The sequence below is a fragment of the Aneurinibacillus sp. UBA3580 genome (assembly GCF_002375825.1).
Taxonomy (GTDB): domain Bacteria; phylum Bacillota; class Bacilli; order Aneurinibacillales; family Aneurinibacillaceae; genus Aneurinibacillus; species Aneurinibacillus danicus.
In genome coordinates this window covers 12,741-34,352 of the sequence record NZ_DFMZ01000043.1, presented here as the reverse complement: position 1 = coordinate 34,352, position 21,612 = coordinate 12,741, and the positions used below count along the sequence as shown (strand labels likewise).

The 21,612-nt window shown below is 43.7% G+C and carries 19 protein-coding genes; 15 read left to right on the top strand and 4 right to left on the bottom strand.

The genetic code is table 11. The features are described from left to right. The first annotated feature begins 215 nt into the window (after positions 1-215). The 15 genes from hfq (at position 216) to B2899_RS06760 (ending at position 15,855) form a co-directional block, all read left to right on the top strand. A complete protein-coding gene (gene hfq / locus B2899_RS06830) occupies positions 216-437 on the top strand; it encodes an RNA chaperone Hfq (RefSeq protein WP_146808868.1) in 222 nt (73 codons plus the stop codon). 374 nt (positions 438-811) lie between these two features. After that, the gene (gene mftA, locus B2899_RS06825; RefSeq protein ID WP_146808869.1) at positions 812-925 is read left to right on the top strand and encodes a mycofactocin precursor MftA; all 114 of its coding nucleotides are present in this window, start codon (positions 812-814) and stop codon (positions 923-925) included. A 57-nt stretch (positions 926-982) separates the two neighbouring features. Continuing rightward, positions 983-1,789 carry a mycofactocin-coupled SDR family oxidoreductase gene (locus B2899_RS06820; protein ID WP_146808870.1) on the top strand — a complete coding sequence of 269 codons (807 nt, stop codon included), beginning with the start codon at positions 983-985 and terminating at the stop codon, positions 1,787-1,789. Between the two features lie 19 nt (positions 1,790-1,808). Further along, positions 1,809-2,075 (top strand): mycofactocin biosynthesis chaperone MftB, encoded by a 267-nt coding sequence (mftB, locus tag B2899_RS06815; protein ID WP_146808871.1) that lies wholly within the window; start codon positions 1,809-1,811, stop codon positions 2,073-2,075. Further along, positions 2,065-3,096, top strand: coding sequence for a mycofactocin radical SAM maturase (mftC, locus tag B2899_RS06810; protein WP_286884603.1), 1,032 nt, complete (start codon positions 2,065-2,067; stop codon positions 3,094-3,096). The genes mftB and mftC overlap by 11 nt, the downstream gene beginning before the upstream one ends. Positions 3,097-3,129: 33 nt before the next feature. Further along, a complete protein-coding gene (locus tag B2899_RS06805) occupies positions 3,130-5,085 on the top strand; it encodes an FAD-dependent oxidoreductase (protein WP_286884602.1) in 1,956 nt (651 codons plus the stop codon). Then, positions 5,085-7,034, top strand: coding sequence for a mycofactocin system FadH/OYE family oxidoreductase 2 (locus B2899_RS06800; protein WP_146808874.1), 1,950 nt, complete (start codon positions 5,085-5,087; stop codon positions 7,032-7,034). The genes B2899_RS06805 and B2899_RS06800 overlap by 1 nt, the downstream gene beginning before the upstream one ends. 12 nt (positions 7,035-7,046) lie before the next feature. Beyond that, a complete protein-coding gene (locus B2899_RS06795; protein ID WP_286884601.1) occupies positions 7,047-8,084 on the top strand; it encodes an electron transfer flavoprotein subunit alpha/FixB family protein in 1,038 nt (345 codons plus the stop codon). Continuing rightward, a complete protein-coding gene (locus tag B2899_RS06790) occupies positions 8,081-9,379 on the top strand; it encodes an FAD-dependent oxidoreductase (RefSeq protein WP_146808876.1) in 1,299 nt (432 codons plus the stop codon). Before B2899_RS06795 ends, B2899_RS06790 begins: the two co-directional genes overlap by 4 nt. A gap of 12 nt (positions 9,380-9,391) precedes the next feature. After that, entirely contained in the window at positions 9,392-9,676 is a 285-nt protein-coding gene (locus B2899_RS06785; RefSeq protein WP_146808877.1) for a ferredoxin family protein, read from the top strand. Positions 9,677-9,689: 13 nt separating this feature from the next. Beyond that, positions 9,690-10,559: an electron transfer flavoprotein subunit beta/FixA family protein gene (locus tag B2899_RS06780; protein ID WP_286884600.1), complete on the top strand. Its 870-nt coding sequence runs from the start codon at positions 9,690-9,692 to the stop codon at positions 10,557-10,559. Positions 10,560-10,578: 19 nt separating this feature from the next. After that, positions 10,579-12,084 (top strand): mycofactocin biosynthesis glycosyltransferase MftF, encoded by a 1,506-nt coding sequence (gene mftF, locus B2899_RS06775; RefSeq protein ID WP_146808879.1) that lies wholly within the window; start codon positions 10,579-10,581, stop codon positions 12,082-12,084. An 89-nt stretch (positions 12,085-12,173) separates the two neighbouring features. Beyond that, positions 12,174-13,391: an iron-containing alcohol dehydrogenase family protein gene (locus B2899_RS06770; protein WP_146808880.1), complete on the top strand. Its 1,218-nt coding sequence runs from the start codon at positions 12,174-12,176 to the stop codon at positions 13,389-13,391. Positions 13,392-13,502: 111 nt separating this feature from the next. Next, positions 13,503-14,417, top strand: coding sequence for an AAA family ATPase (locus B2899_RS06765; RefSeq protein ID WP_286884598.1), 915 nt, complete (start codon positions 13,503-13,505; stop codon positions 14,415-14,417). 16 nt (positions 14,418-14,433) lie between these two features. Further along, the gene (locus B2899_RS06760) at positions 14,434-15,855 is read left to right on the top strand and encodes a VWA domain-containing protein (protein WP_146808882.1); all 1,422 of its coding nucleotides are present in this window, start codon (positions 14,434-14,436) and stop codon (positions 15,853-15,855) included. Between the two features lie 41 nt (positions 15,856-15,896). Here B2899_RS06760 and B2899_RS06755 read toward each other — a convergent pair whose 3' ends face one another. From B2899_RS06755 to B2899_RS06740, 4 genes are all read right to left on the bottom strand, one after another. Next, entirely contained in the window at positions 15,897-16,610 is a 714-nt protein-coding gene (locus tag B2899_RS06755; protein ID WP_170230152.1) for a creatininase family protein, read from the bottom strand. A gap of 89 nt (positions 16,611-16,699) precedes the next feature. Continuing rightward, entirely contained in the window at positions 16,700-18,220 is a 1,521-nt protein-coding gene (gene adh / locus B2899_RS06750; RefSeq protein WP_286884596.1) for an aldehyde dehydrogenase, read from the bottom strand. Positions 18,221-18,385: 165 nt separating this feature from the next. Beyond that, positions 18,386-19,903, bottom strand: coding sequence for a sigma-54-dependent transcriptional regulator (locus B2899_RS06745; RefSeq protein WP_146808885.1), 1,518 nt, complete (start codon positions 19,901-19,903; stop codon positions 18,386-18,388). Further along, positions 19,903-21,606, bottom strand: a complete 1,704-nt coding sequence (locus tag B2899_RS06740) for a GAF domain-containing sensor histidine kinase (RefSeq protein ID WP_146808886.1) — start codon at positions 21,604-21,606, stop codon at positions 19,903-19,905. The genes B2899_RS06745 and B2899_RS06740 overlap by 1 nt, the downstream gene beginning before the upstream one ends. Between the last annotated feature and the right edge of the window lie 6 nt (positions 21,607-21,612).

The window sequence follows — 21,612 nt, the reverse complement described above, 5'->3', positions numbered from 1 at the left end:
ATGTAATAAACTTGTGTTCATATGTTTTCCCTGTATATTTTTCTCAAAGCCCTTGTCCTTTATTAGGACGAATTTTGAAAAATTATTTTTTCCGTTATCAAGCTGTCTAATTAGAAAAGAAGAGAAGGGCAACGTATATGGTATAATGGTATAGTAGAAGAGGAGCAATGAAGCGTACCACTGTTTTTACTACATAGAGGGAGGAATGTTATCCATTGGAAAAAGCAAAACTTCAAGATTATTTCTTAAATCAACTACGTAGCAACAAAATCCCGGTTACTGTTTTTACAATAAATGGTGTACAAATGCGGGGGCTTATCGCTTCCTTTGATCAATATACGGTTGCTATACAGGTTGAAAACAAACAAAATATTCTCTACAAAGCAGCCATTTCCACCATTGTCCCTTTGAAGCCTGTTTCGCTAACAACGAAATAAAAAGGCCGCTTCTCCATTTAAACGTGCGAGAAAAACAAATTGTTAGCTTCCCTAGCGCATATCTTTACTTTTCTTCTTTCCGACTTCGCTCTCTCTTCCTTCTACCTCGCTCCACTACCAGAATGTCGGTATATCAAGTGTGATTTATATAGACAACCCATCCCCGCGGCAGTCGCCCCTCACCCAGGGCGGCTGTTTTTTATGGGCGAAAACATGCTATGAAGTGCCAAATTTTCGCCTGTTTATACCAAAAAAAAGTATACGCCTATCAATTTCGACAAGAATATACAGAAAATGATAAGAAAAATATTGGCATGCGTTTTGCCTATATTGATAGGTGTACGAAAAATCAGCAAAGAGAGGGGGAACATAGTATGGCACCTCAAGCAGCGCTCTTGGAAATTGAAGAGTTGATGAATGAGCCGGAAGTGTTGGATGAACTTATGGTAGAGGAAATGACCATTGATTGTATCTGTGGCGTCTATTAATCTACTTTTCTTAACAAAGGCTACCCGTCCAGTAATCGTGACGGAGGAGGTACAAATATGAAGTCGTTTGAAAATAAAGTTGTCATGATTACTGGAGCGGCAAGAGGACAGGGGAGAAACCATGCGGTGAAATTTGCCGAGCTCGGCGCCAAGCTTATTGTCTGTGATATTTGCGAAGATATAGAAGGGGTAACGTATTCACTGGGGACAGAAGAACAATTTTCTGTTTGTCTTGAAGAGATTACACATAAAACAAACGGACAGGTTGTAAGTGCACGCTGCGATGTACGTGATAGCACGTCTGTTACGAGGCTGGCAGAGCAAGGAATTAAGCGTTTTGGTCGAATTGATGTTCTGGTAAACAATGCGGGAGTGTGCAATATCAAACCTGCGTGGGAAATTAACGACGTTGATTGGGATGCGATGATCGGCGTGAATTTAACCGGTACATGGAATAGCTGTAAAGCCGTAATTCCTGTGATGAAAAACCAGCATTATGGCCGGATTATTAATGTCGGGTCGATCGCAGCGATGAAAGGCATCCCTAATTTAGTTCATTATACGGCCGCCAAACACGGTGTCGCAGGGCTAACGAAAGCTTTAGCCATTGATCTTGCTCCTTATGGAATTACGGTTAATTGTATTTGTCCGGGCTCTGTAGACACAGACATGCTGGCTGGACTGGCACCTGAAATCGAGGCAGATGTATATGAAGCGAAAACTTTATTTGCCAGCTATCACTTATTACCCGGACTCATTCAGCCGGAAGATACGACCGAGCTTGTAATGTGGCTCGCTTCCGATGCGTCCCGGTCGGTGACCGGAGCAGTCTGGAATATGGATAGAGGATGGGCACAGCGATAAGAAAAGGAGAATACGGCATATGAATGAACAAACAAAATATCGTTTGCGCGACGAAGTGAAAGTGAGAAAAGAAAAATTTGGCGGACTTGTTTACGACCACAAGGATGGCAAGCTTCAGTTTATTCATTCACATTTGATCATGTGTTTTTTAGAGAATGACGGAACATATTCTGTTCAGGAAATGGCAGAAAAAATCGCTCCGGGGAAAATAAAAGGAAACGCAATGGAATTTATCATGAAAAGTTTAACGGATCTTCATAAAGGAGGAGTCATACATGAAGTATGAATGGCTGCTTGAAGGACTGACGGCTCCGATTTGTGTAACATGGGAAGTGACGTTTGCTTGTAATTTAAGTTGCGAACACTGCTTGTCCGCTTCCGGAAAGCGGAAACCGGATGAGTTGACATATGAAGAAGCAAAAGCAATGATCGATGATTTGGCCGCTATGGGCGTTTGTTATATAAACATCGGAGGAGGAGAACCTCTGATGCGTCCAGATTTTCTTGAGTTAGTAGAATACGCGGGGGAAAAAGGGCTACCCGTACAATTCAGCACAAACGGTACGCTTATAACAGAGAAAATGGCTAAGAGGATTGCCGCTATCCCGCATGTCCGTGTCCAGGTTAGCATTGACGGGGCAACAGAAGAAGTCAATGACAGTATACGGGGAAAAGGAAGTTTTGCCGGCGCACTGCGAGCGGTTGAATTACTAAGCAAGGAAAACATCGAACTTTCGGTAAACATGGTAGCCACACGCAGCAATTTCGATCAGATCGAGGATTTATATCAAATTGTAAGAGGACACGGAGCAAAATTTCGTGTAGCACGTCTTCGTCCGTCCGGCCGCGGGATAGACAGCTATCATTATCTGCATTTAACGCCGGAACAAAATATACAGCTGTACCAATGGGTAAAAGCTCATCCTGATGTAACGACAGGCGACTCTTATTTTATTCTTTCCGCTTTAGGAGAACCGATTCCCGGACTGAACGTTTGCGGTGCATCACGGGCCACATGTTGTATTACACCAACAGGCAATGTATATCCATGCGCATTTCTCATCAATGATGATTGTAAGGTAGGAAACATTCGCGAGAAGCCGCTTTCGCAAATGTGGATTGATGCTCCTTTATTTGAAAAATTCCGCACGACAAGGGTTAAAGCATGTTTGGGCTGTCCAAGTTACAACGATTGCGGTGGTGGATGCCATGCGGTGAGCTACCATTTAACAGGCGATTTGTTTGAAAAAGACCCGGAATGTCTGATTTCTTACAGGAAGACAAAAAGAAAAGAGGTAACGGTATAAAGGTAAATTAACGTATTGCGAGGCGGGGGAACTGTGAGTATAACAAAGCAAAAACAATTGCTCGCTCCCTTAACTATAGGTTCCATAGAGATACCTAACCGTGTAGTTTTTGGGGCGCATCCGACAAACTTTGCCGAGAAAAATATACCGGGGGAAAGGCATCTGCATTATTACGAAGAAAGAGCCAGAGGCGGAGCCGGTCTTATCATTGTAGAAGAAGGATATGTGCACGAGTCTGACTTTCCTTATGAATATGCCATTCTAGCTTATAAACCGGAAGTAACGGAAGGATACAGGCAGCTCACTAATGCTGTTCATAAGTATGGTACAAAGATATTTGCACAGTTAGGTCACAGCGGGAGCCAGGCAGACAGCAGCCTGAGCCAGCGGGAACTATGGTCACCTTCCGGATTTCAGACAGATGCGGAAGTACCGAAGATTATGGAGCAGGAAGATATTCAGGCGGTAGTACGGGGATTTGTTACCTCTTCCCGGCATGTTAAGGAGGCGGGCGTTGACGGTATCGAATTAAATGGCGGGCAGCGTTCATTGATTCGTCAGTTTATGTCAGGACTAACGAATCATCGGCAGGATGAATACGGGGGAACGCTGGAAAATCGTTTGCGTTTTGTTAGAGAGATTATCGCTGCTATCCGAAAAGAAGTAGGACGTGACTTTCCAATTGGGCTGCGGGTTACTGTAGACGAATATGCACCCTGGGCAGGGATTACTCCGGAGGAGGCGGAGGAAATCGTTCACCTTCTTACGGTCGATGGAATGCTCGATTTCTTTAGCACAAGTGTAGGAAGCATCTATTCTACACATATGACAAGACCTTCTATGTATGTCTCACAGGGATTTGCGGCAGATTATACAGCCCGTATAAAAGCGGTTTCTAATCTGCCTGTAATGGGAGGCGGGCGTATTGTACATCCGCAGCAGGCTGAGTCCTTCTTAGAAGACAGGAAAATGGATTTTGTAGAAATGACGCGGGCGCAAATTGCTGATCCTGCTTTGGTAACGAAATATAAAGATAATCAGATAGGCCGTATCCGTCCCTGTATTGGATGCAATCAGGAGTGCAGCGTATATGGGAGCCTGAACAGGAAAATAAGCTGTATTCACAATGCGGCCGCTGGATACGAGAAGGAGCTTGGCGCCAGTGTAATAAAGCCTTCGCGGAACAAGAAAAAAGTAATGGTGATTGGTGGTGGTCCTGCCGGATTGGAAGCGGCCCGTATTGCGGCTATTCGCGGTCACCATGTCAGTGTATACGATGGAGCAGGCAAGCTTGGTGGCCAGGTAAATACAGCAATGAAGGGGCCGGGACGTGAAGAGATAGCCGGAGTTGTTCGGTATTTGGAAAATGAGCTAAGGCATCTCGGTGTAGACATATATCTAAATACGTATGTAGATAAAAAGCAGGTGGTATCAGCTGCTGCTGATACGGTAATTCTTGCAACAGGGTCAGTCCACCGGCTGCCCCATGAATACGAGGGAGGAAGCTTACCCCATGTTATTACGGGCTTTGATGCCTGGAATGGGGCGGATATCGGAGACAATGTAGTTATCGTAGACGAGGTGGGGAGCTATCAGTCGACCACGCTTATCGAAAAGATAGCAAGAGAAGGCAAAAATGTAACCGCTATCACCAGTGAACTGTTCGTTGGTGTTAGCTTGGCACAAACATTGGATATTTCACTGTGGAACCAGCGGGTGTACTCGTTAGGTGTTACGATGATTCCTCGTTCACGAATTAAAAAAATTACAGAGAGGGATGTACATATTTTTGAGAGATTCAGCAAGGTAGAAAGTGTATTGCGTGAGATTGATACCGTTATTTTCTGCTTGCCTGAGCTGCCGCAGGAGAGCTTGTACTATGAAATAAAAGACAGCGTTCGGCAGGTGTTCCGGGTCGGGGATTGTGTAGCGCCCCGTGGCATCGGGATGGCAATTGTTGAAGGAAACCAGGTAGGGAGAAGAGTGTAATGAACGATTATAACTATTTATTTTCCCCTTTAAAAATTGGAAGTGTAACTGTGAAAAACCGTGTTGTATTCTCGGCTCATATGACAAACAACGGAGCGGGAGGCGTAGTCACTGACAAGCATATTGCCTACTATACGGAGCGGGCGAAGGGCGGCGCAGGTCTCATTATTACGGAGGAGCAATCCGTTCATCCGACAGACAGAGCGTATGAGAAGTTGATCGATGCGTTCGATCGCCGCGTTATCCATGGCTATAAAAAGCTAACTGACTCTGTTCATGTCTATGGAACCAAAATCTTCGCCCAGATTAATCATAATGGCAGTCAGGGGAACAGCACATACTCTCGAATGGCCGTATGGGGGCCTTCAGCAATACCAGATCCTATCTTCCGGGAAATTCCGAAGCAAATGGAAAAGGAAGACATCCGTCAGGTTGTGGAAGGATACGCGATTGTAGCAAGGCATGTCAGGGAAGGCGGTTTTGACGGCGCGGAACTTCAGGCATCGCACAGTTCGCTTATTCGGCAATTTTTATCCCCGGCTACCAATAAACGAAACGACGAGTATGGGGGTTCGCTGGAGAACCGGATGCGTTATGTAATTGAACTTATTGATGCGATCCGTGAAGCTGTCGGTAGAGATTTTACTTTGGGAATCCGGCTATGCGGCGATGAGTTAATTCCTGGTGGAATCACATTAGAGCAGACACTAGAAATTGCCAGGAAGCTAGAAGAAACAGGAAAAATAGATTATATCAATACGAGTATCGGAAACTTCCATAATCTGTTCATGGTAGAAGGTTCGATGCACGTTCCCCTCGGATACGCAACGTATATGGCTTCCGCTATCCGCAAGGTTGTAAACATTCCCGTCTTTACGGCCGGGCGTATCAATGACCCGGTGCAGGCAGAGCAGCTGTTGGCAGAGGGACATGCCGATATGATCGGTGTTGTCAGAGGCCAAATTTGTGATCCTGAATTTACAATAAAAGCCCAGCAGGGGCGGTTGAATGATATCCGTAAATGTATTGCCTGCAATCAATACTGTGTAGGGCGTATGGGGCTAAATCGGTTCCTGAGCTGTATTCAAAATCCCGGTGCGGGAAATGAAAAGCAGTATGGAATTGACACATTACAACCCTGTTCTACTCGAAAACGAGTTATGGTGGTCGGCGGTGGCCCTGCAGGACTGGAAGCGGCAAAAATCGCAGCGGAGAGAGGTCATGACGTCACAATTTATGAAAGAGAACAGACGCTTGGCGGTACTGTAGGCTTGTTTACAAAAATACCGAATCGCGCTGAATTTGGTGATCATATCCGCAACCAGTTGAACCAATTAGAGAAACTAGACGTTAGGATTAAGCTTGGCGTAGATGTTACAGCTGATCTGGTCATGCGAGAAAACCCTGATACAGTTGTAATTGCGACAGGAGGCAAGAAAGGATACCCGCCGTTTGCTGTAAGCGAAGACGCCATTCCTTTAGGTGATACGCGAGATGTTCTGCACAACAGATTGACGCTTGGTAAAAAGGTCGTACTCGTAGATTTTACAGGCGGACAGCCAGCAACGAGCGTAGCGGAGTTCCTGATTGATAACGGACATGAAGTTGAATTGTTGACAGCGGCATTGTATGCGGGTGCTGATCTCGGTCCGACGCAGGACCTTCCTCTGTGGTATGACAGGGTACTGAGCAAAGGAATTACGATTACATCTAATGTTGTTGTAAAAGACGTGGGCAAAAAAATTACAGTGTTTAATCATTATTCAGGAGCAGAATGGCAAATTGAAGCAGATTCTGTTGTGTATGCGACGATGGGAATGCCCGACAGTGATTTGTATTTTGCGCTGAAAGGAAAAGTAAAGGAATTGTATAGAATCGGCGATTGTCTTGCGCCAAGAAGAGTAGAGCAGGCCGTTCTGGACGGGCATCGAATAGGAAGAGCCATTTAAGGAGGAGTCTTCGTGAGAGATGAGATATGGGTTTTCATTGAATACCAGGATGGAGAGATGATCGAAAATTGTAAAGAGATCCTGTATGAAGCCCATCGTTTAGCACGTATAAAAGGAAAAACAGTACATGCCCTTGTAATGGGGAAGAAGGTGAAAGAAGTTTATGAGGATATCAAGCGTTATGGTGTAGTGACAATCTATAGCGTAGAACACAGCTTGCTCGCTACCTATACGACAGATGCGTATGTTGCAGCGCTGGAGAGTGTCCTTACTATGTACCGTCCGCTTCTGCTGTTCATGCCTTCGACAACCGATTGCCGGGATTTGGCGCCTAGACTAGCAGCACGTATGAAAACTGGAGTCGTAACGGATTGCGTAAAATTCACCTGGGGCAGCGACGATGTATTGTTAATGACAAAGTTCATATACAATCGAAAGGCTCATTGCACGTTTGACTCTCACACAGGTAGAACACAGCTTGCAACGGTATTACCGAAAGTTTTTCCACCGGCACTTCCTAAACAATGTGAAGAGGAAGTACCAGTATACAATGTTCCGATCCGTCTTAATTCCTCGGATATACGGACACAGGTACTGGGTGTTATCGAAGCGGAGGCAAGCTCAGTTGATCTTTCTGAAGCCAGTATGATTGTAGCTGGAGGTCGCGGGGCGAAAAGCAAAGAAGGGTTTATGCTCATTCATGAACTTGCATATGCGCTGGGAGCCTCGGTAGGTGCATCGCGTGTCGCAACCGATGAGGGGTGGGTACCGTTCGAGCGGCAAATCGGTCAAACAGGCAAAGTCGTTGCACCAAAATTATACATTGCATGCGGCATTTCGGGAGCGATTCATCACACGATGGGAATAAAGGATTCGGGAACGATTATAGCGATAAACTATGATAAGTCAGCCGCCATTTTTGGATTATCTGATATAGGTCTTGTAGGCGATATGCATGAAGTGATTCCGTTATTAATACAAAAAATCCAAAAGTATAAAGAAGAACAGAAAACAGTGGCACAGCAAAGAGAGGTGGCGGAAATCAGGTGAGTACTAATAAATTTGATGTGATTGTTGTAGGCGCGGGTCCGGCAGGTGTAGCCGCCGCATTCCAGCTGGCACGGGCAGGAGTGGATGTAGCTATCGTTGAGAGAGGGGAATTCCCCGGCTCAAAAAATATGTTCGGAGGAGCTTTTTATGGGCGTGTTCTGCATGAATTAATTCCAAATTTCTGGGAGGAAGCTCCAATTGAAAGAGTTGTAACAAAACGCCTCCTGACACTCATGTCTTCACGGGCTTCTGTCGCAATTGAATTAAATAGCCGTAGATATGCACAGCCCCCCTATAACGGATTTACGATTCTCCGTCCTAAATTCGATAACTGGTTTGCCCAAAAAGCAGTGGAACAAGGAGCAACGTTGATTCCTGCCACAACGGTAGACAGTCTTCTGTATGAAGGAAAAAAAGTTGCCGGTGTGAGAACAAGACGTGAGCATGGGGATTTATATGCAAACATCGTCATTGCAGCCGATGGTGTCAATTCGTTTCTGGCAAGGCAGGCAGGGCTGCGTAAAGATTTCTCTTTGCATCATCTCGTTGTCGGTGTAAAAGAAGTGCTCAAATTACCTTCAGAGGTAATAGAGGAACGTTTTAAGCTCGGACACCAGGAGGGGATGGCCAATGAGTTTGTCGGGGGAATACCGGTTAAAGGTGGCGGCTTTCTTTATACAAACAAAAATACGATTTCTATCGGCGTTGTCGCAGAACTTGCTGCATTAAAAGAGAAAAAAATACAGGTCGTTCAAGTGTTGGAAGATTTTAAAAATCATCCTACTGTAAAAGAAATGATTCGGGATGGCGTTCCTGTTGAATACGGCGGACACCTTATTCCGGAAGCCGGATTTAATATGATGCCTGAATTATATACAGATGGAATGCTGGTAGTGGGCGATGCGGCAGGAATGGTTTTTGCAACAGGGCTTGCTTTAGAAGGAATGAATTATGCTATGGCCGGCGGGATTGCGGCAGCGAAAGCGGCTTTGCGTGCTTTGCGGGCGGAAAATTATTCAGCAGGACAGCTTAGCTGCTATAAAACCCTGTTAGAAGAAAGCTTTGTGCTGCGAGATTTGAAGGAATTCAGACATGCTTCTTCTTTTGTGCAAAATCCAAGAATTCATGATACGTATGCAGCCGGCGTTACAGAACTCATGGAAAAACTATTTACTTCAGACGGACAGCCGCGCCAGAAAATCATGAAAATGGCAAAAAGTCAATTCGGCTCAAAAGTCAGTCTCTTGGATATAGTAAAAGACGGATGGAGCGGTGGAAGAGGTTTATTATGGTAGGAGGGAAAGCATATGAAAGTAACCTGGTCTGATGTAGATAATAAGCTTTCACTTGTCCGGACACGTATACATCGTACAGCCCATATTGTTGTTGATAGCTCTAAATGTGAGGTATGTCCGCATGAAGCATGTGTATACGGCTGTCCCGCAACCTGCTACCGGGTAATCGATGGCAAAGTAAAATTCGCCTACGATGGGTGTGTAGAGTGTGGAACGTGTGATGTGATGTGTGATCAGGGAGCGGTAACCTGGACGTATCCGCCGGGCGGGTTTGGTGTGCTTTACCGTCTATTGTGAAAGGAGAATACGTATGCAAATCGCGGTATGCCTAAAGCTCATACCAGATATGGATGTGCCAGAAGTTGTTAATGCGGCCACTGGAATGCTGGACGAAGATTTTATTATAAATAGAATGGATCCGGGAAGCATAGCTGCGCTGGAAATGGCACTCCGCTTTAAAAACAAATACGATGCATTTCTGACGGTTATTATGATCGCACCGGAAGACGCGGATTATTATTTGAAGGAAGTAAAAGCGCTAGGAGCGGAGCGTGTCTGCCGGATTTGGCATGAGAATCTGGAGATGACTGATACACATGGAAAAGCGCTCGTTCTTTCCTCATTTCTCCAAGAGATAAACCCTGCTGTTGTATTTTTTGGAAGCTGCTCCGGTGATACAGGAAACAGGCAACTGCCTGCTTTCGTTGCCGAAATGCTGGACATGCCGCAGGTAACCGGGGTAGCGGCCGACATTAAATACACAGGCAATCATCTCATCGCCTTTCGTCGTCTGGAAAAAGGAGCGAGGGAAAAAATAAAGGTGCAAATCCCGGCTGTTATTTCGGTAGATATGGAAAGCAGCGGAATGCCATATGCGTCGCTCAACCACTATGTGGAAGCGCTTGCCTATCAAATAGAAGAGATTCCCCTGCATGAATTAGGAATAGCAGAAGATGAAATATCAAGCTGGAACGTACGGACTCGCCTTGTCAGCATTACTCCTCCTAGTCCGGTTCCACAAGCCATTTTTACCCCGGATTCCAATCTTGATCCACTTGATCGTATTCGTGCGATTGTGTCGGGGGGGCTGGAGCAGAAAAAAGGAATGATGATTGAGGGAGATGCTGAGAAATTGGCGGAAGAAGCATTTCAATTTTTAAAGGGAAAAGGCTTTGTTTGATACAGGTGGAGGAAAAGATATGAAATATTCCTGGAGCTATCGTTTGCATACGGGAATGAATCTGATGAAAGATGAGCGGGGCGGTGTGCTTTTATCAGATCATCCCCTTGGTGTTATACGGATAAATGATACTGCTTACCGATTGCTGTATGATTGCGCAAATTCTCTTACATTAGATGAAATCATTGAAAAATATCCAGGTATTGAAAAGGGAAAAATTGTTCAGTTTCTTGATTCGTTCGCCAAAAGAGGGATACTTAGCCGTATTTATACAGGAGATAGCATTGAAGAATACACTCCGTTTGTATCCATCGTAATTCCTGTACGCAATAGACCCGCTGATATAAGAAGGTGCATTGAATCGGTTTTATGCTGCCATTATCCCCGTGATCGCTTCGAAATTATCGTGATCGATGACTTTTCTACAGACAATGAAACGAAGGAAGCGATTAAGGAATATGATGTTCGCCTGATTGAAATGGAGCAAAATGTAGGGCAATCATGCTGCCGGAATATCGGTGTTAGGGAGGCGAAAGGAGAAGTGATCGCTTTTACAGACAGCGATTGTGTAGTAAGTCATAATTGGCTGCGGCTTCTCACGCAGCCGTTTGTAGATGAGAACATAGCTATTGTAGGAGGCGGGGTTGATTCCTATAGCTCGAAAAAAGCGCTGGATCGTTATGAGGAGGTTCGTTCGCCGCTGCATATGGGAGAGCGAGGCGGGGAGATCGGTCCCGGAAAACTGATTCCGTATATTCCTACATGTAATGTATTTATCAGGCGAAGCGCCTTTTTACAAGTCGGCGGTTTTAAAGAAGAAATGCGTGTAGGGGAAGATGTGGACCTCATATGGCGTGTGTTACAGCAGGGAAACAAAGGCTGGTACATACCGGAAGGGAGGATTCTGCATCGTCACCGTAATCGAATGTCTGAATTTATAGTACGACGGGCGCAGTATGCAGCTTCTGAAGCATTGCTGGAAAAGAACTTTTCATTTAATCGGAAAAAGATGTTCATAAGTTCATGGAACATGATAAATGGCAGCATACTTCTGTCAGGAATATTTCTATATAATTTTTTGAATTATCACAATTCGATTCATTCCTTTTTAACCATTTTCACTTTTTGTTTGGTTCTCCTTTTATGCAGCTTTGTATGCGAAATGCTAGTAAAAAAATCAAGAATAAAAGCGCTTGGATTTACGCTTCCGGCAGATAAAATCGCGCGTTCTCTCTGGCGTTCGCACCTTGCGTTTGCAGGACATTTTACGGCTGTACTTTCACGTTATTATTCTCTGTTTCTGTTAGCGCTGAGTATCATTTTTCCGTTGATGTTTGTTTTCTGGGCTGTTGTTTATGTATTATCGGCCTATTTTGAATACGTTACCAAAAAGCCGGAACTTTCATTTCCTGTATTTATATTGATTTACATTGTTGAGATGCTGGCCTATCAGTGCGGGGTTCTACGGGGATGCTGCAAAGAGCGTAATCTAACTCCGCTTTTTCATCAGATTACAATTATCTAGCAATTTTTCTATGAAAGGAGGTGATGCCCCTCTATATTATCCAGCAAGGCCCTTTGATTTTATAAAAATTTATAAGGAGGAGAATTGTTATGTCATTTAATGTTAACCACACTGAATTCCCGTTGAAGATGTATCATCCTACCCCTGGAGCACTGATCGGTTGGGGTGCTTACCGGATGGCCGGTGAAGAAGCGAAAAAACTAGGCATTAAACATGCCCTCATTGTTACATCTGGACTGCGCGGTACAGGAATCATTGATGAAATTACCGGTGTTTTAAAGCATGTAGGAATTGAAGTCACAGTGTATGATGGCGTAACATCGAACCCGAAAGATCATGAAGTACATGCAGCTCACAAATTGTATAAACAGGCGCAGTGTGATGGCATTATTTCGGTCGGGGGCGGTTCTTCTCATGACTGCGCGAAAGCAGTTCGTATCGTTGAAGCGCATGACGGACAGTCAATTCGTGAGTTTAACGGAATGAATACATGTCAGAAGCCGATACTTATCCCGCAGCTTGCGATTACTACAACAGCGGGAACCGGCTCGGAAACAAGCTGGGCTTCTGTTATTACAGATACTGAGAAATTATATAAAATGGTTATTTTCGACCCGACCATTATTACTTCCCGTGCAATTGTTGACCCGGCATTGATGAGAACGATGCCGCCGAAATTGACAGCATGGACAGGAATGGACGCATTAACACACGCGGTAGAAGCGTATGTATCCCGTCTTGGGGTTATTACATCACAGGGTCTGGCTATTCATGCGATTAAGTTAATTAACGAAGGACTTCGCCAGGCATATGCGAACCCGGACAATGCAGAAGCGCGTGAAAAACAAGCATGGGCTCAATATACGGCAGGTATGGCTTTCAACAGTGCAGGTCTTGGAATCACGCACTCCATTGCACACTGCCTTGGCGCTTTGTTTGATTCACCGCACGGTCAGTGTAACGCGATTGCGATGGTTCCGGTAGCCCGTTATAACATGGTTGCATGTCCGGAACGTTATGCTGATATCGCCCGTGCGATGGGGGTTGACACAACAGGCATGACGGTTATGCAGGCAGCTGAGAGCGCAGTTGAAGCGCTTGATACTCTGCGTAAAGAAATCGGCATTACGGAAAACTTCAGCTCACTTGGACTGCAAGAACACCATCTGCCGCGCTTCTCGGAAGTTGTATTTAACGATGTCTGCACAGGAGGCAATCCAAGGATCGTAACGACAGATGCAATTCAGCAGATCTTTAGAGAGTGTATGGACCCTGCGGTAGAAGTAGAAGCAGAAGTACTGGCGTAAGAGCATACAGCCAGAAAAGGGGGAGGGGGAGTTTGTGCCCCCTTTTTCTTCTCTACATCTTAGTTTTTCTTTCTTATCATTTTCCTGTTTTTCTCAAAAAAAGAGGGAGGAATGAAATACATGTTTCAATCCATCGAAGACGTAACTTTGCAGCTTCGTTCTGCTCATTATATATGTGATACGGAAATTGCTACAGCGGTTTATGTAAGCTACAAACTGAATAAGCCTATCCTTATCGAAGGTCCGCCGGGAGTAGGGAAAACATCGCTTGCAAAAGCGCTGGCCAGCATTATGGACTGTGAACTTATACGCCTGCAGTGCTATGAAGGGATTGATGAAAGCAAGGCGTTATACGATTGGGAGTACGGCAAACAAATGCTGTATACCCAGTTGTTAAGAGGAACACTCGACCAGTATCTTGATGGAGTATCTACGCTTTCACAGGCGGTTGAAAAAATGAGTAAGGAAGAAGATATTTTTTTCTCAGAACATTTTCTGCTCAGGCGTCCTATTTTACGCAGCTTTATGTCCGATAAACCGTCTGTTTTACTTATTGATGAAATTGACCGGGCAGATGATGAGTTCGAAGCGCTGCTGTTAGAAAGCTTAAGCGATTTTCAGGTGACCATTCCGGAATTGGGGCAAGTATCCGCGAAGCATAAACCGCTTGTTGTTTTGACAAGCAATAATACAAGAATGCTTTCTGATGCACTGCGCAGACGCTGCCTGTTTTTACATATCGGCTATCCGAGCGCAGAACGGGAAATCCAGATTATTCAGGAGCAGGTACCGGAAATCTCAAGAGAATTAACAGGACAGATTGTAGAGTTCCTTAAGAAAGTAAGAGAGCTTGGTTTACGGAAATCTCCAAGTGTCAGTGAATCAATTGATTGGGCACAAACACTTGCTCTATTAAAAGTAAAAGAAATAAATCCGTCTGTTATTAAAGATACGATGGGCTCCCTTATTAAGCATCACTCGGATTATGGTAAAGTTGATGAGTTGATACAGACAGTTCATATTTAAAATCGGGGTTGATACGATGAAGGGGATTCTAACACAATTCATTAACGGCCTGAGGCGAAGGGGAGTTCGTGTATCCCCTGATGAGAATATGGATGCTTTAAAAGGTCTTTATTATGTGGGGCTGAGTGACAGACAGGCATGCAAATCAGTACTGCAGATGACGCTTATTAAAAATGAAAAAGATTTAGATACATTTGATACATGGTTTGACCAGTATTTTAAAGTTCTATGGAACATAGTAGAGGCACAGCCGGAATTGCCTTCTGAAGCGGTCAGGGAAGCCGCGATCGCAATGAAACATCTGGCAGAAGGAGAGAAACAGCCTGAGGGTGGAGAGCATTCCGGTTTTAAAATTATGATTCAGACAGAGGAACTTGAAGATGTGGAAGTCAGTCTGGATGATCTGGAACTGATTGAACAGGAACTTGGGGTTGGCAGTGGAATTGGTCTTAGTACGAATCTGCATTTGGGAGAGCGCTTACAGTCACCGAATCCGGAAGGTACCTATTCAACAGGAGAATTAAAGTACTTTGTTGATGAAGAACAAATGGAACAGTGGAAGCGAAAAAATTTTAATGAGTACACAGAAGAAGAAATTTCCAAAATGGATGAAATGGTCATTCAAATGGTCAATCGTTTAAAGAAAGATATTAAAAAATTGAGAAAGAAGAAAAATGACGGAAAGCTGCATGTTACAAAGACATTGCGGAGAAACAGCCGCTTTGGCATGATTCCTTTTGAGCCGCATTTTAAGAAAAGGAATAAAGAAAAACCGCGTATTGTTGTATTATGCGATGTAAGCTATTCTGTCAGTTATGCCTCACGTTTTTTGCTTCATCTAATGCACAGCCTGCAAAATACAATATTGTCCGTTCGCAGCTTTGTTTTTGTTAAAGAACTGATCGAAGTTACGGAACTTCTGAATAAATATGATGTTCACCAATCGATGAACAAGATTTCCCTCGGAGAAGTAGTGGATGTAGATGAAAATAGCGATTATGGTCATGCGCTGCTAACTTTCCAGAAGAATTTTATTGATAGTATGAAAGGACAGCCTGCTGTAATATTCTTGGGTGATGCACGAAATAATTACAACCAGTCAAACGCCTGGGTATTGGAAGAAGTTAAAGAAAAATCGGTGTTTACGATGTGGTTAACACCTGAAAGAAAAGGGAACTGGGATCTTGGAGATTGTGTAATTAAAGAATATGGAGAGCATGTAGACGCTATCGAAGTAGTAAAAAACGTGGAAGATTTAAGCCGCGTAGTGGAAAAGCTAATCCGTAATATGTACCGCGGAGGAAGAAATATTGATTGGGAACAGGAAGGAGAGCCAGAATCAGAATCTGATTTCGGTATGGCGATCTTCAGAAATTCCGTTACGATATCCAATGAGTATGAGAAGATGGCGCAGGAGCGTCTGGCTGCAAGGAAGTAAGAAAGACGAGTGCAAACAACGCACTCGTCTTTCTTTGTATTTTACACCGAGGGCAGAAGACGAAGACAGGCCGAAATCGAATACCGATAGATTTTTTCGCCATGAACAGCAGAAGCAAGGTGCGGGTGAATCCCTGCAGATCCTGAAGGATACCATTCATAAAACTGTCTGGCATCGGGTGTCAATGTAGATTGATTTACAGGATGTCCTGAAGCTTTAGCCATATCAACAAGCTCGGGATGAAGATACAGCATAAGCGATGTTTCAGGAGCGGACGCATGATACTCTTGTTCGTTCCAGACCTCTGACATATATGCCTGAACGTTTTTGTCGTTCCACCATTCAAACAGGGATGTTTTGCATGCTGGCGAGGCAGAGGAAAGATGTGCAATCACATCCTGAATAACAGGTGTGTTTCCTCCATGGCCGTTGATAATCAGGCAGTGGGTAAATCCGTGGGAATAAATAGACAATAGAATATCGGTTAACAGGCAATAAAAGGTGTCCGCTCTTAAACTTAACGTACCTGGAAAAAATAAATGACAATCCGACAGACCAACAGAGACAGGAGGAAAGCAAACCGTATCTGTCCTTCTCTTTAGTTCTTTTGCAAGCGACAGAGGAATTAATATGTCTGTTGCTAGCGGGAGATGCTGTCCATGCTGCTCGTAGCTGCCAACTGTTAGGATACAGCTGCTTTTTTTCTGTACATACTGCTTTATATCACACCATGTTGCTCCGGAGAAAGGTAGCAAAGTACATGGCCCCCTTGAATCGTAGTTCTTCTTTCTTGACTTTTGCAGAACAAGACTGCTGCCATGCTGGAGAGGCAGCAGTCTTGCTTTTAGAAGAAACCTAAAGCGTTCGGGCTGTAGCTTACCAGAAGATTTTTCGTTTGCTGATAGTGGTTCAACATCATCTTATGTGTTTCTCGACCAATACCAGACTGTTTGTATCCACCGAAAGCGGCGTGTGCCGGATATGCGTGATAGCAGTTTGTCCATACGCGTCCCGCTTTAATCGCTCTACCCATGCGGTATGCTCTGCTAATATCACGCGTCCATACGCCAGCACCCAGTCCGTAGAGGGTATCATTGGCAATATGCAGTGCTTCTGTCTCGTCTTTAAATGTTGTAACTGCAACAACGGGTCCGAAAATTTCTTCCTGGAAGATACGCATGCTGTTGTTTCCTTTAAAAACGGTCGGTTGGATATAGTAGCCACCTGCAAGATCGCCTCCAAGATCCGTTCTGCCTCCGCCAACCAGGCATTCCGCGCCTTCTTGAAGGCCGATGTCAATGTAGGACATAATTTTTTCGACCTGTTCCATTGATGCCTGTGCACCGATCATTGTGTCTGTGTCAAGCGGATTCCCCTGCTTAATCTGCTTCACGCGTGCCAGTGCCCTTTCCATAAATTCATCGTAAATGGATTCCTGGATTAAGGCACGTGACGGACATGTACATACTTCTCCTTGATTGAGGGCGAACATCACGAATCCTTCGATTGCTTTGTCAAAGAACGCATCATCCTGCGCAAGTACATCGGCAAAGAAAATGTTCGGGGATTTTCCGCCAAGTTCAAGCGTAACCGGAATCAGATTTTGCGAAGCATACTGCATAATCAGACGGCCCGTTGTCGTTTCACCCGTAAATGCGATTTTTGCAATACGCGGGTTCGAAGCAAGCGGTTTGCCTGCTTCCAATCCGAAACCGTTTACAATATTAAGTACGCCTGGCGGCAGTAAATCTTCTATCAGTTCAACAAGAACCATAATGGAAGCAGGTGTTTGTTCCGCAGGTTTGAGCACCACACAATTTCCGGCTGCAAGAGCAGGGGCCAGTTTCCAACATGCCATCAAAAGCGGGAAGTTCCATGGGATAATTTGTCCAACAACGCCAAGCGGCTCATTGAAATGATAAGCAATTGTGTGCTCATCGATTTCGCTGATTGTTCCTTCTTCAGCACGCAGAACACCAGCAAAATAACGGAAATGGTCAATCGCAAGCGGAAGATCAGCGGCCATCGTTTCACGCAGTGGCTTGCCGTTATCCCATGTTTCCGCAACAGCCAGCATTTCAAGATTTTCTTCGATTCGATCAGCAATTTTGTTTAAAATAAGCGAACGTTCAGCAGCTGAAGTCCGGCCCCAGGCGTCTTTTGCCGCATGTGCTGCGTCAAGTGCCAGTTCGATATCGTCCTCTGTGGAGCGGGCAATTTCACAGAATGGCTTTCCGGTTACCGGAGTAATATTTTCAAAGTATTGTCCTTTGATGGGGGCAACCCATTTTCTCCCAATAAAGTTATCGTACCTGTCTTTGAATTTTACTTTTGATTCAGCCTGATTTGGTTGTGCGACGATCATAACAAAAAAACCTCCTCTATTTAGAAATGAATTGCTCATAATTTTGTATATTCAAAATACATGCCAGATTTCTTTCATTGAATAGCAGGGAATCATACGCAGTTATTGCCTGATGGTTAACTATATATCGGCACTTTTTTACGGAATTTTGGCACAAAAAGAACATTATTCGCCTAACGGAACAGATTTTCCCTTTTCGTTCAATAAATATCGTAGTGTTCTCGGATTGATTTTTAATAGTCTTCCTGCTTCTTTCCGGTTTCCCATTGTTTGTCTCAGCGCTTTTTTGATTACTTCATGTCCTACTTTTGTCTCTATATCACGAATCAACGCTAATAAGTTTGGCAGATCAAATCCATTTTCCACTTCAATTTTTTTTAATAACTCGCTGCAAAATTCATCTGCAAGAGCAGAAAAATCATCTGTACAGCTTTTTTTTCGAAGAGGTGTTACGTTGTTTGTATGTAAAGACTTTTCTTCGAATGAAACATCTGCCGAAGCAGGAACGTGTCTTTTTATAACGGAATCGAGGATTTTTTCAGGAAGATGCTTAATATCGATCTCCCGGCTATCTTTATCAGCCAGAGCCAATGTGTGCATAATGACGTTATGCAGCTCCCTGATATTTCCTGGCCACTGGTAATTTTGCAACACTTCTATAGCTTTAGGCGAAAAAACAGGAGAGAAAGTCGACGTTTTTTGCATCCGTTTTGTAAAATGTTGAATGAGCAAAGGGATATCTTCTCTTCTTTCCCGTAAAGGGGGAAGGCATAGTTTCACGCCTTCAAGCCGATACAAAAGATCGGAACGAAATTCCTTTTTTTGTACAGCTGTTTCAAGATCTACGTTTGTAGCGGATAAAATTCTTGTATTTGTTTTAATTGTTTTCTCCCCGCCCACCCTCATAAATTCTTGTAGTTCAAGAACGCGGAGCAGCTTGACTTGGGTTTGCAAACTTGCCTCACCAATCTCATCGAGAAACAACGTTCCCTGATTGGCGATTTCAAACACCCCTTTGCGCACCTGGCTTGCGCCGGTGAAAGAGCCTTTCTCATGGCCAAATAATTCAGATTCGAGTAGGGATTCAGCAATCGCTCCACAGTTTACCGCAATAAAAGGATGATTGTTTCGGCTGCTTATATGGTGTATAAAGCGGGCGAATACTTCTTTTCCTGTTCCTGTTTCTCCGTTAATAAGAATGGAAATGTTTTTTGGAGCAACCTTTTTGGCGATTTCAATAATCCGCCTCATCTCCTGGTTTGCTCCTATGATAAAACCGGTCTCTTCAGAAATCATATCGAGTTCGTCTGTCTGCAGGCTTTGACTGTGCAACGCTTGCTCAATAATTTGTTTAAGTTTAAGAATGTCATCAAAAGGTTTTTCGATATAGTCGTATGCCCCCATATGAATCGCATCAACCGCTGTTTTTACTGTGCTGTACCCCGTCATAATAATTACCTGTGTAGACGGCTGAACCTTTTTAATGTTTTTCAAGATAGCGAGTCCGTCCGTATCAGGCAGCTTGAGGTCAACGATGGCCAAATCGAAAACATCATTCTCAATTACATCGTTAATTTGACGTGTGTCATGAGCAACTGTGACGGTATGCTGCATCTTTTGCAAAAAATATTTAAAGAACGTGGTAACTTCTACTTCATCGTCGATGACAAGAATATGAGCCATTATTGTACGCCTCCTTTTCCATCAACAGGGATATAAAGAGTAAATGTACTTCCTTCATTTATTTTGCTGTCAATAAGAATGGTGCCGTTATGAGCATCGGCGATACCCAGACTGACGGAGAGACCAAGTCCAGTTCCTTTTGTTGAATCTTTCGTTGTAAAAAACGGATTGAAAACTTGCGGTAAATTTTCCGGTGGAATGCCACATCCATTATCACGTACTGCTATATATGCGTATGTGTCAATGTTTTTATTTTTTTCATACAAGAGCAGTGGAATGTCATGGCTGACGGTCCCTGTTTCAATATGAATTTCGCCGTTTGGTATACCGACTAATGCGTCTTTGGCATTTAGTATAAAATTAATAATAATTTGTTCGATATGCTGCTTACTGGCAAAAATAGTTGGGAGCGCTTTGGACAGATGAAGATGAATAGCGATTTTGTTCCGGTTAATCTGATAGCCGACAATATTAAGAGCCTGTTTTGCTGTTGTATTTAAGCATGTTTCTTCGAATGCGTAATGATCCTGCCTGGAGAACGTTAATAAGTTTTGGATAATTTTTTTACTTCGAACACCGCAGTTGTAAATATCCGATAGAAGCTCCGTTTCCTCACTTTTAGGATCAGCTTCCATCATAAGAAGCTGAGTATTTCCTAGAATGGCTGTAAGTGGGCTGTTTATTTCATGGGCAACTCCGGCAGCCATTTCTCCGATAGCCGCAAGCTTGGCTGACTGAATGAGTTGCTGTTCTAATGCAAGTTTTGCTGTAATATCTTTTACATAACAAATAATGCCTGACAATTTTCCATCGTTATATTTCGGGTGGGAGAAAACATCGAGTATTTTTCCATTCTTCAAATGGATACGGTGTGTCATGCTTGTGTTTGTTGTAAGCACTTCTTCAAGCGGACTGGAAGTCAGGGGTGTCTCTCCGTTGTAGAACAGGTCATTCCATTTTTGCAGCATGATCTGTTCGGGTGATTTATTGAAAAATTTCGGGACAGCATGATTGAAATGGACAATTCTTGAATGTAGATCAACTTGCATTAACATATCGGTAACCGCATCGAAGATATTTTGCAGATCTGTTCGCATGTTAGCCATTTTCGTATATAAGGAGGCATTATCAATACAAATAGATAGATGATCCGCAACCTGGCTCAAAAAATTGATATCATTCTGATGAAAGTCGACCTTATCCCTGCAGCCCAGCGATAAGACACCAATGGGTTGTTTTTTTATGATAAGCGGAAATACCATAACCGTTTTAATCTTGAGATTACGTAAAATAGTATCTTCAAAATATTGATTGCATTCTGAGGAGACATGATGGTAGATAGGAGTATTTTTGTAGATTGACTCCCAGTATAACGAGTCTTTCTGGGGAATTTTTTCTCCGTATTTCAATTCGGTGAGCGTATCCGGAAATACGTGAGTAATCCGTAATTCGTTGCTTTCCATTGATAGTAAAGCCAGACGGTCGAAAAGAATAACCTCCCTCAGTTTAGATACAACTTCTTTCATCATATCCTGAAAAGACATATCAATAGTAATGCTTCGTACAAGCTTATTAATGATTTCCAGTTGAACGTTTTGTCTTGTAACTTCCTGAATTGTTTTTTTTAATTCCATGTAATAATTTTTCTTTGAGGAACGAATACCCGTCAGTTTCTCCAACGCATCTTTTTTACTATCGTACATAGCTCC

Coding starts and splice junctions, on each gene's coding strand:
- mftA (WP_146808869.1), top strand. CDS start 812: ATGGCACCTCAAGCAGCGCTCTTGGAAATTGAAGAGTTGATGAATGAG.
- B2899_RS06820 (WP_146808870.1), top strand. CDS start 983: ATGAAGTCGTTTGAAAATAAAGTTGTCATGATTACTGGAGCGGCAAGA.
- mftB (WP_146808871.1), top strand. CDS start 1,809: ATGAATGAACAAACAAAATATCGTTTGCGCGACGAAGTGAAAGTGAGA.
- mftC (WP_286884603.1), top strand. CDS start 2,065: ATGAAGTATGAATGGCTGCTTGAAGGACTGACGGCTCCGATTTGTGTA.
- B2899_RS06800 (WP_146808874.1), top strand. CDS start 5,085: ATGAACGATTATAACTATTTATTTTCCCCTTTAAAAATTGGAAGTGTA.
- B2899_RS06785 (WP_146808877.1), top strand. CDS start 9,392: ATGAAAGTAACCTGGTCTGATGTAGATAATAAGCTTTCACTTGTCCGG.
- B2899_RS06780 (WP_286884600.1), top strand. CDS start 9,690: ATGCAAATCGCGGTATGCCTAAAGCTCATACCAGATATGGATGTGCCA.
- mftF (WP_146808879.1), top strand. CDS start 10,579: ATGAAATATTCCTGGAGCTATCGTTTGCATACGGGAATGAATCTGATG.
- B2899_RS06770 (WP_146808880.1), top strand. CDS start 12,174: ATGTCATTTAATGTTAACCACACTGAATTCCCGTTGAAGATGTATCAT.
- B2899_RS06765 (WP_286884598.1), top strand. CDS start 13,503: ATGAAATACATGTTTCAATCCATCGAAGACGTAACTTTGCAGCTTCGT.
- B2899_RS06760 (WP_146808882.1), top strand. CDS start 14,434: ATGAAGGGGATTCTAACACAATTCATTAACGGCCTGAGGCGAAGGGGA.
- adh (WP_286884596.1), bottom strand. CDS start 18,220: ATGATCGTCGCACAACCAAATCAGGCTGAATCAAAAGTAAAATTCAAA.
- B2899_RS06745 (WP_146808885.1), bottom strand. CDS start 19,903: ATGGCTCATATTCTTGTCATCGACGATGAAGTAGAAGTTACCACGTTC.
- B2899_RS06740 (WP_146808886.1), bottom strand. CDS start 21,606: ATGTACGATAGTAAAAAAGATGCGTTGGAGAAACTGACGGGTATTCGT.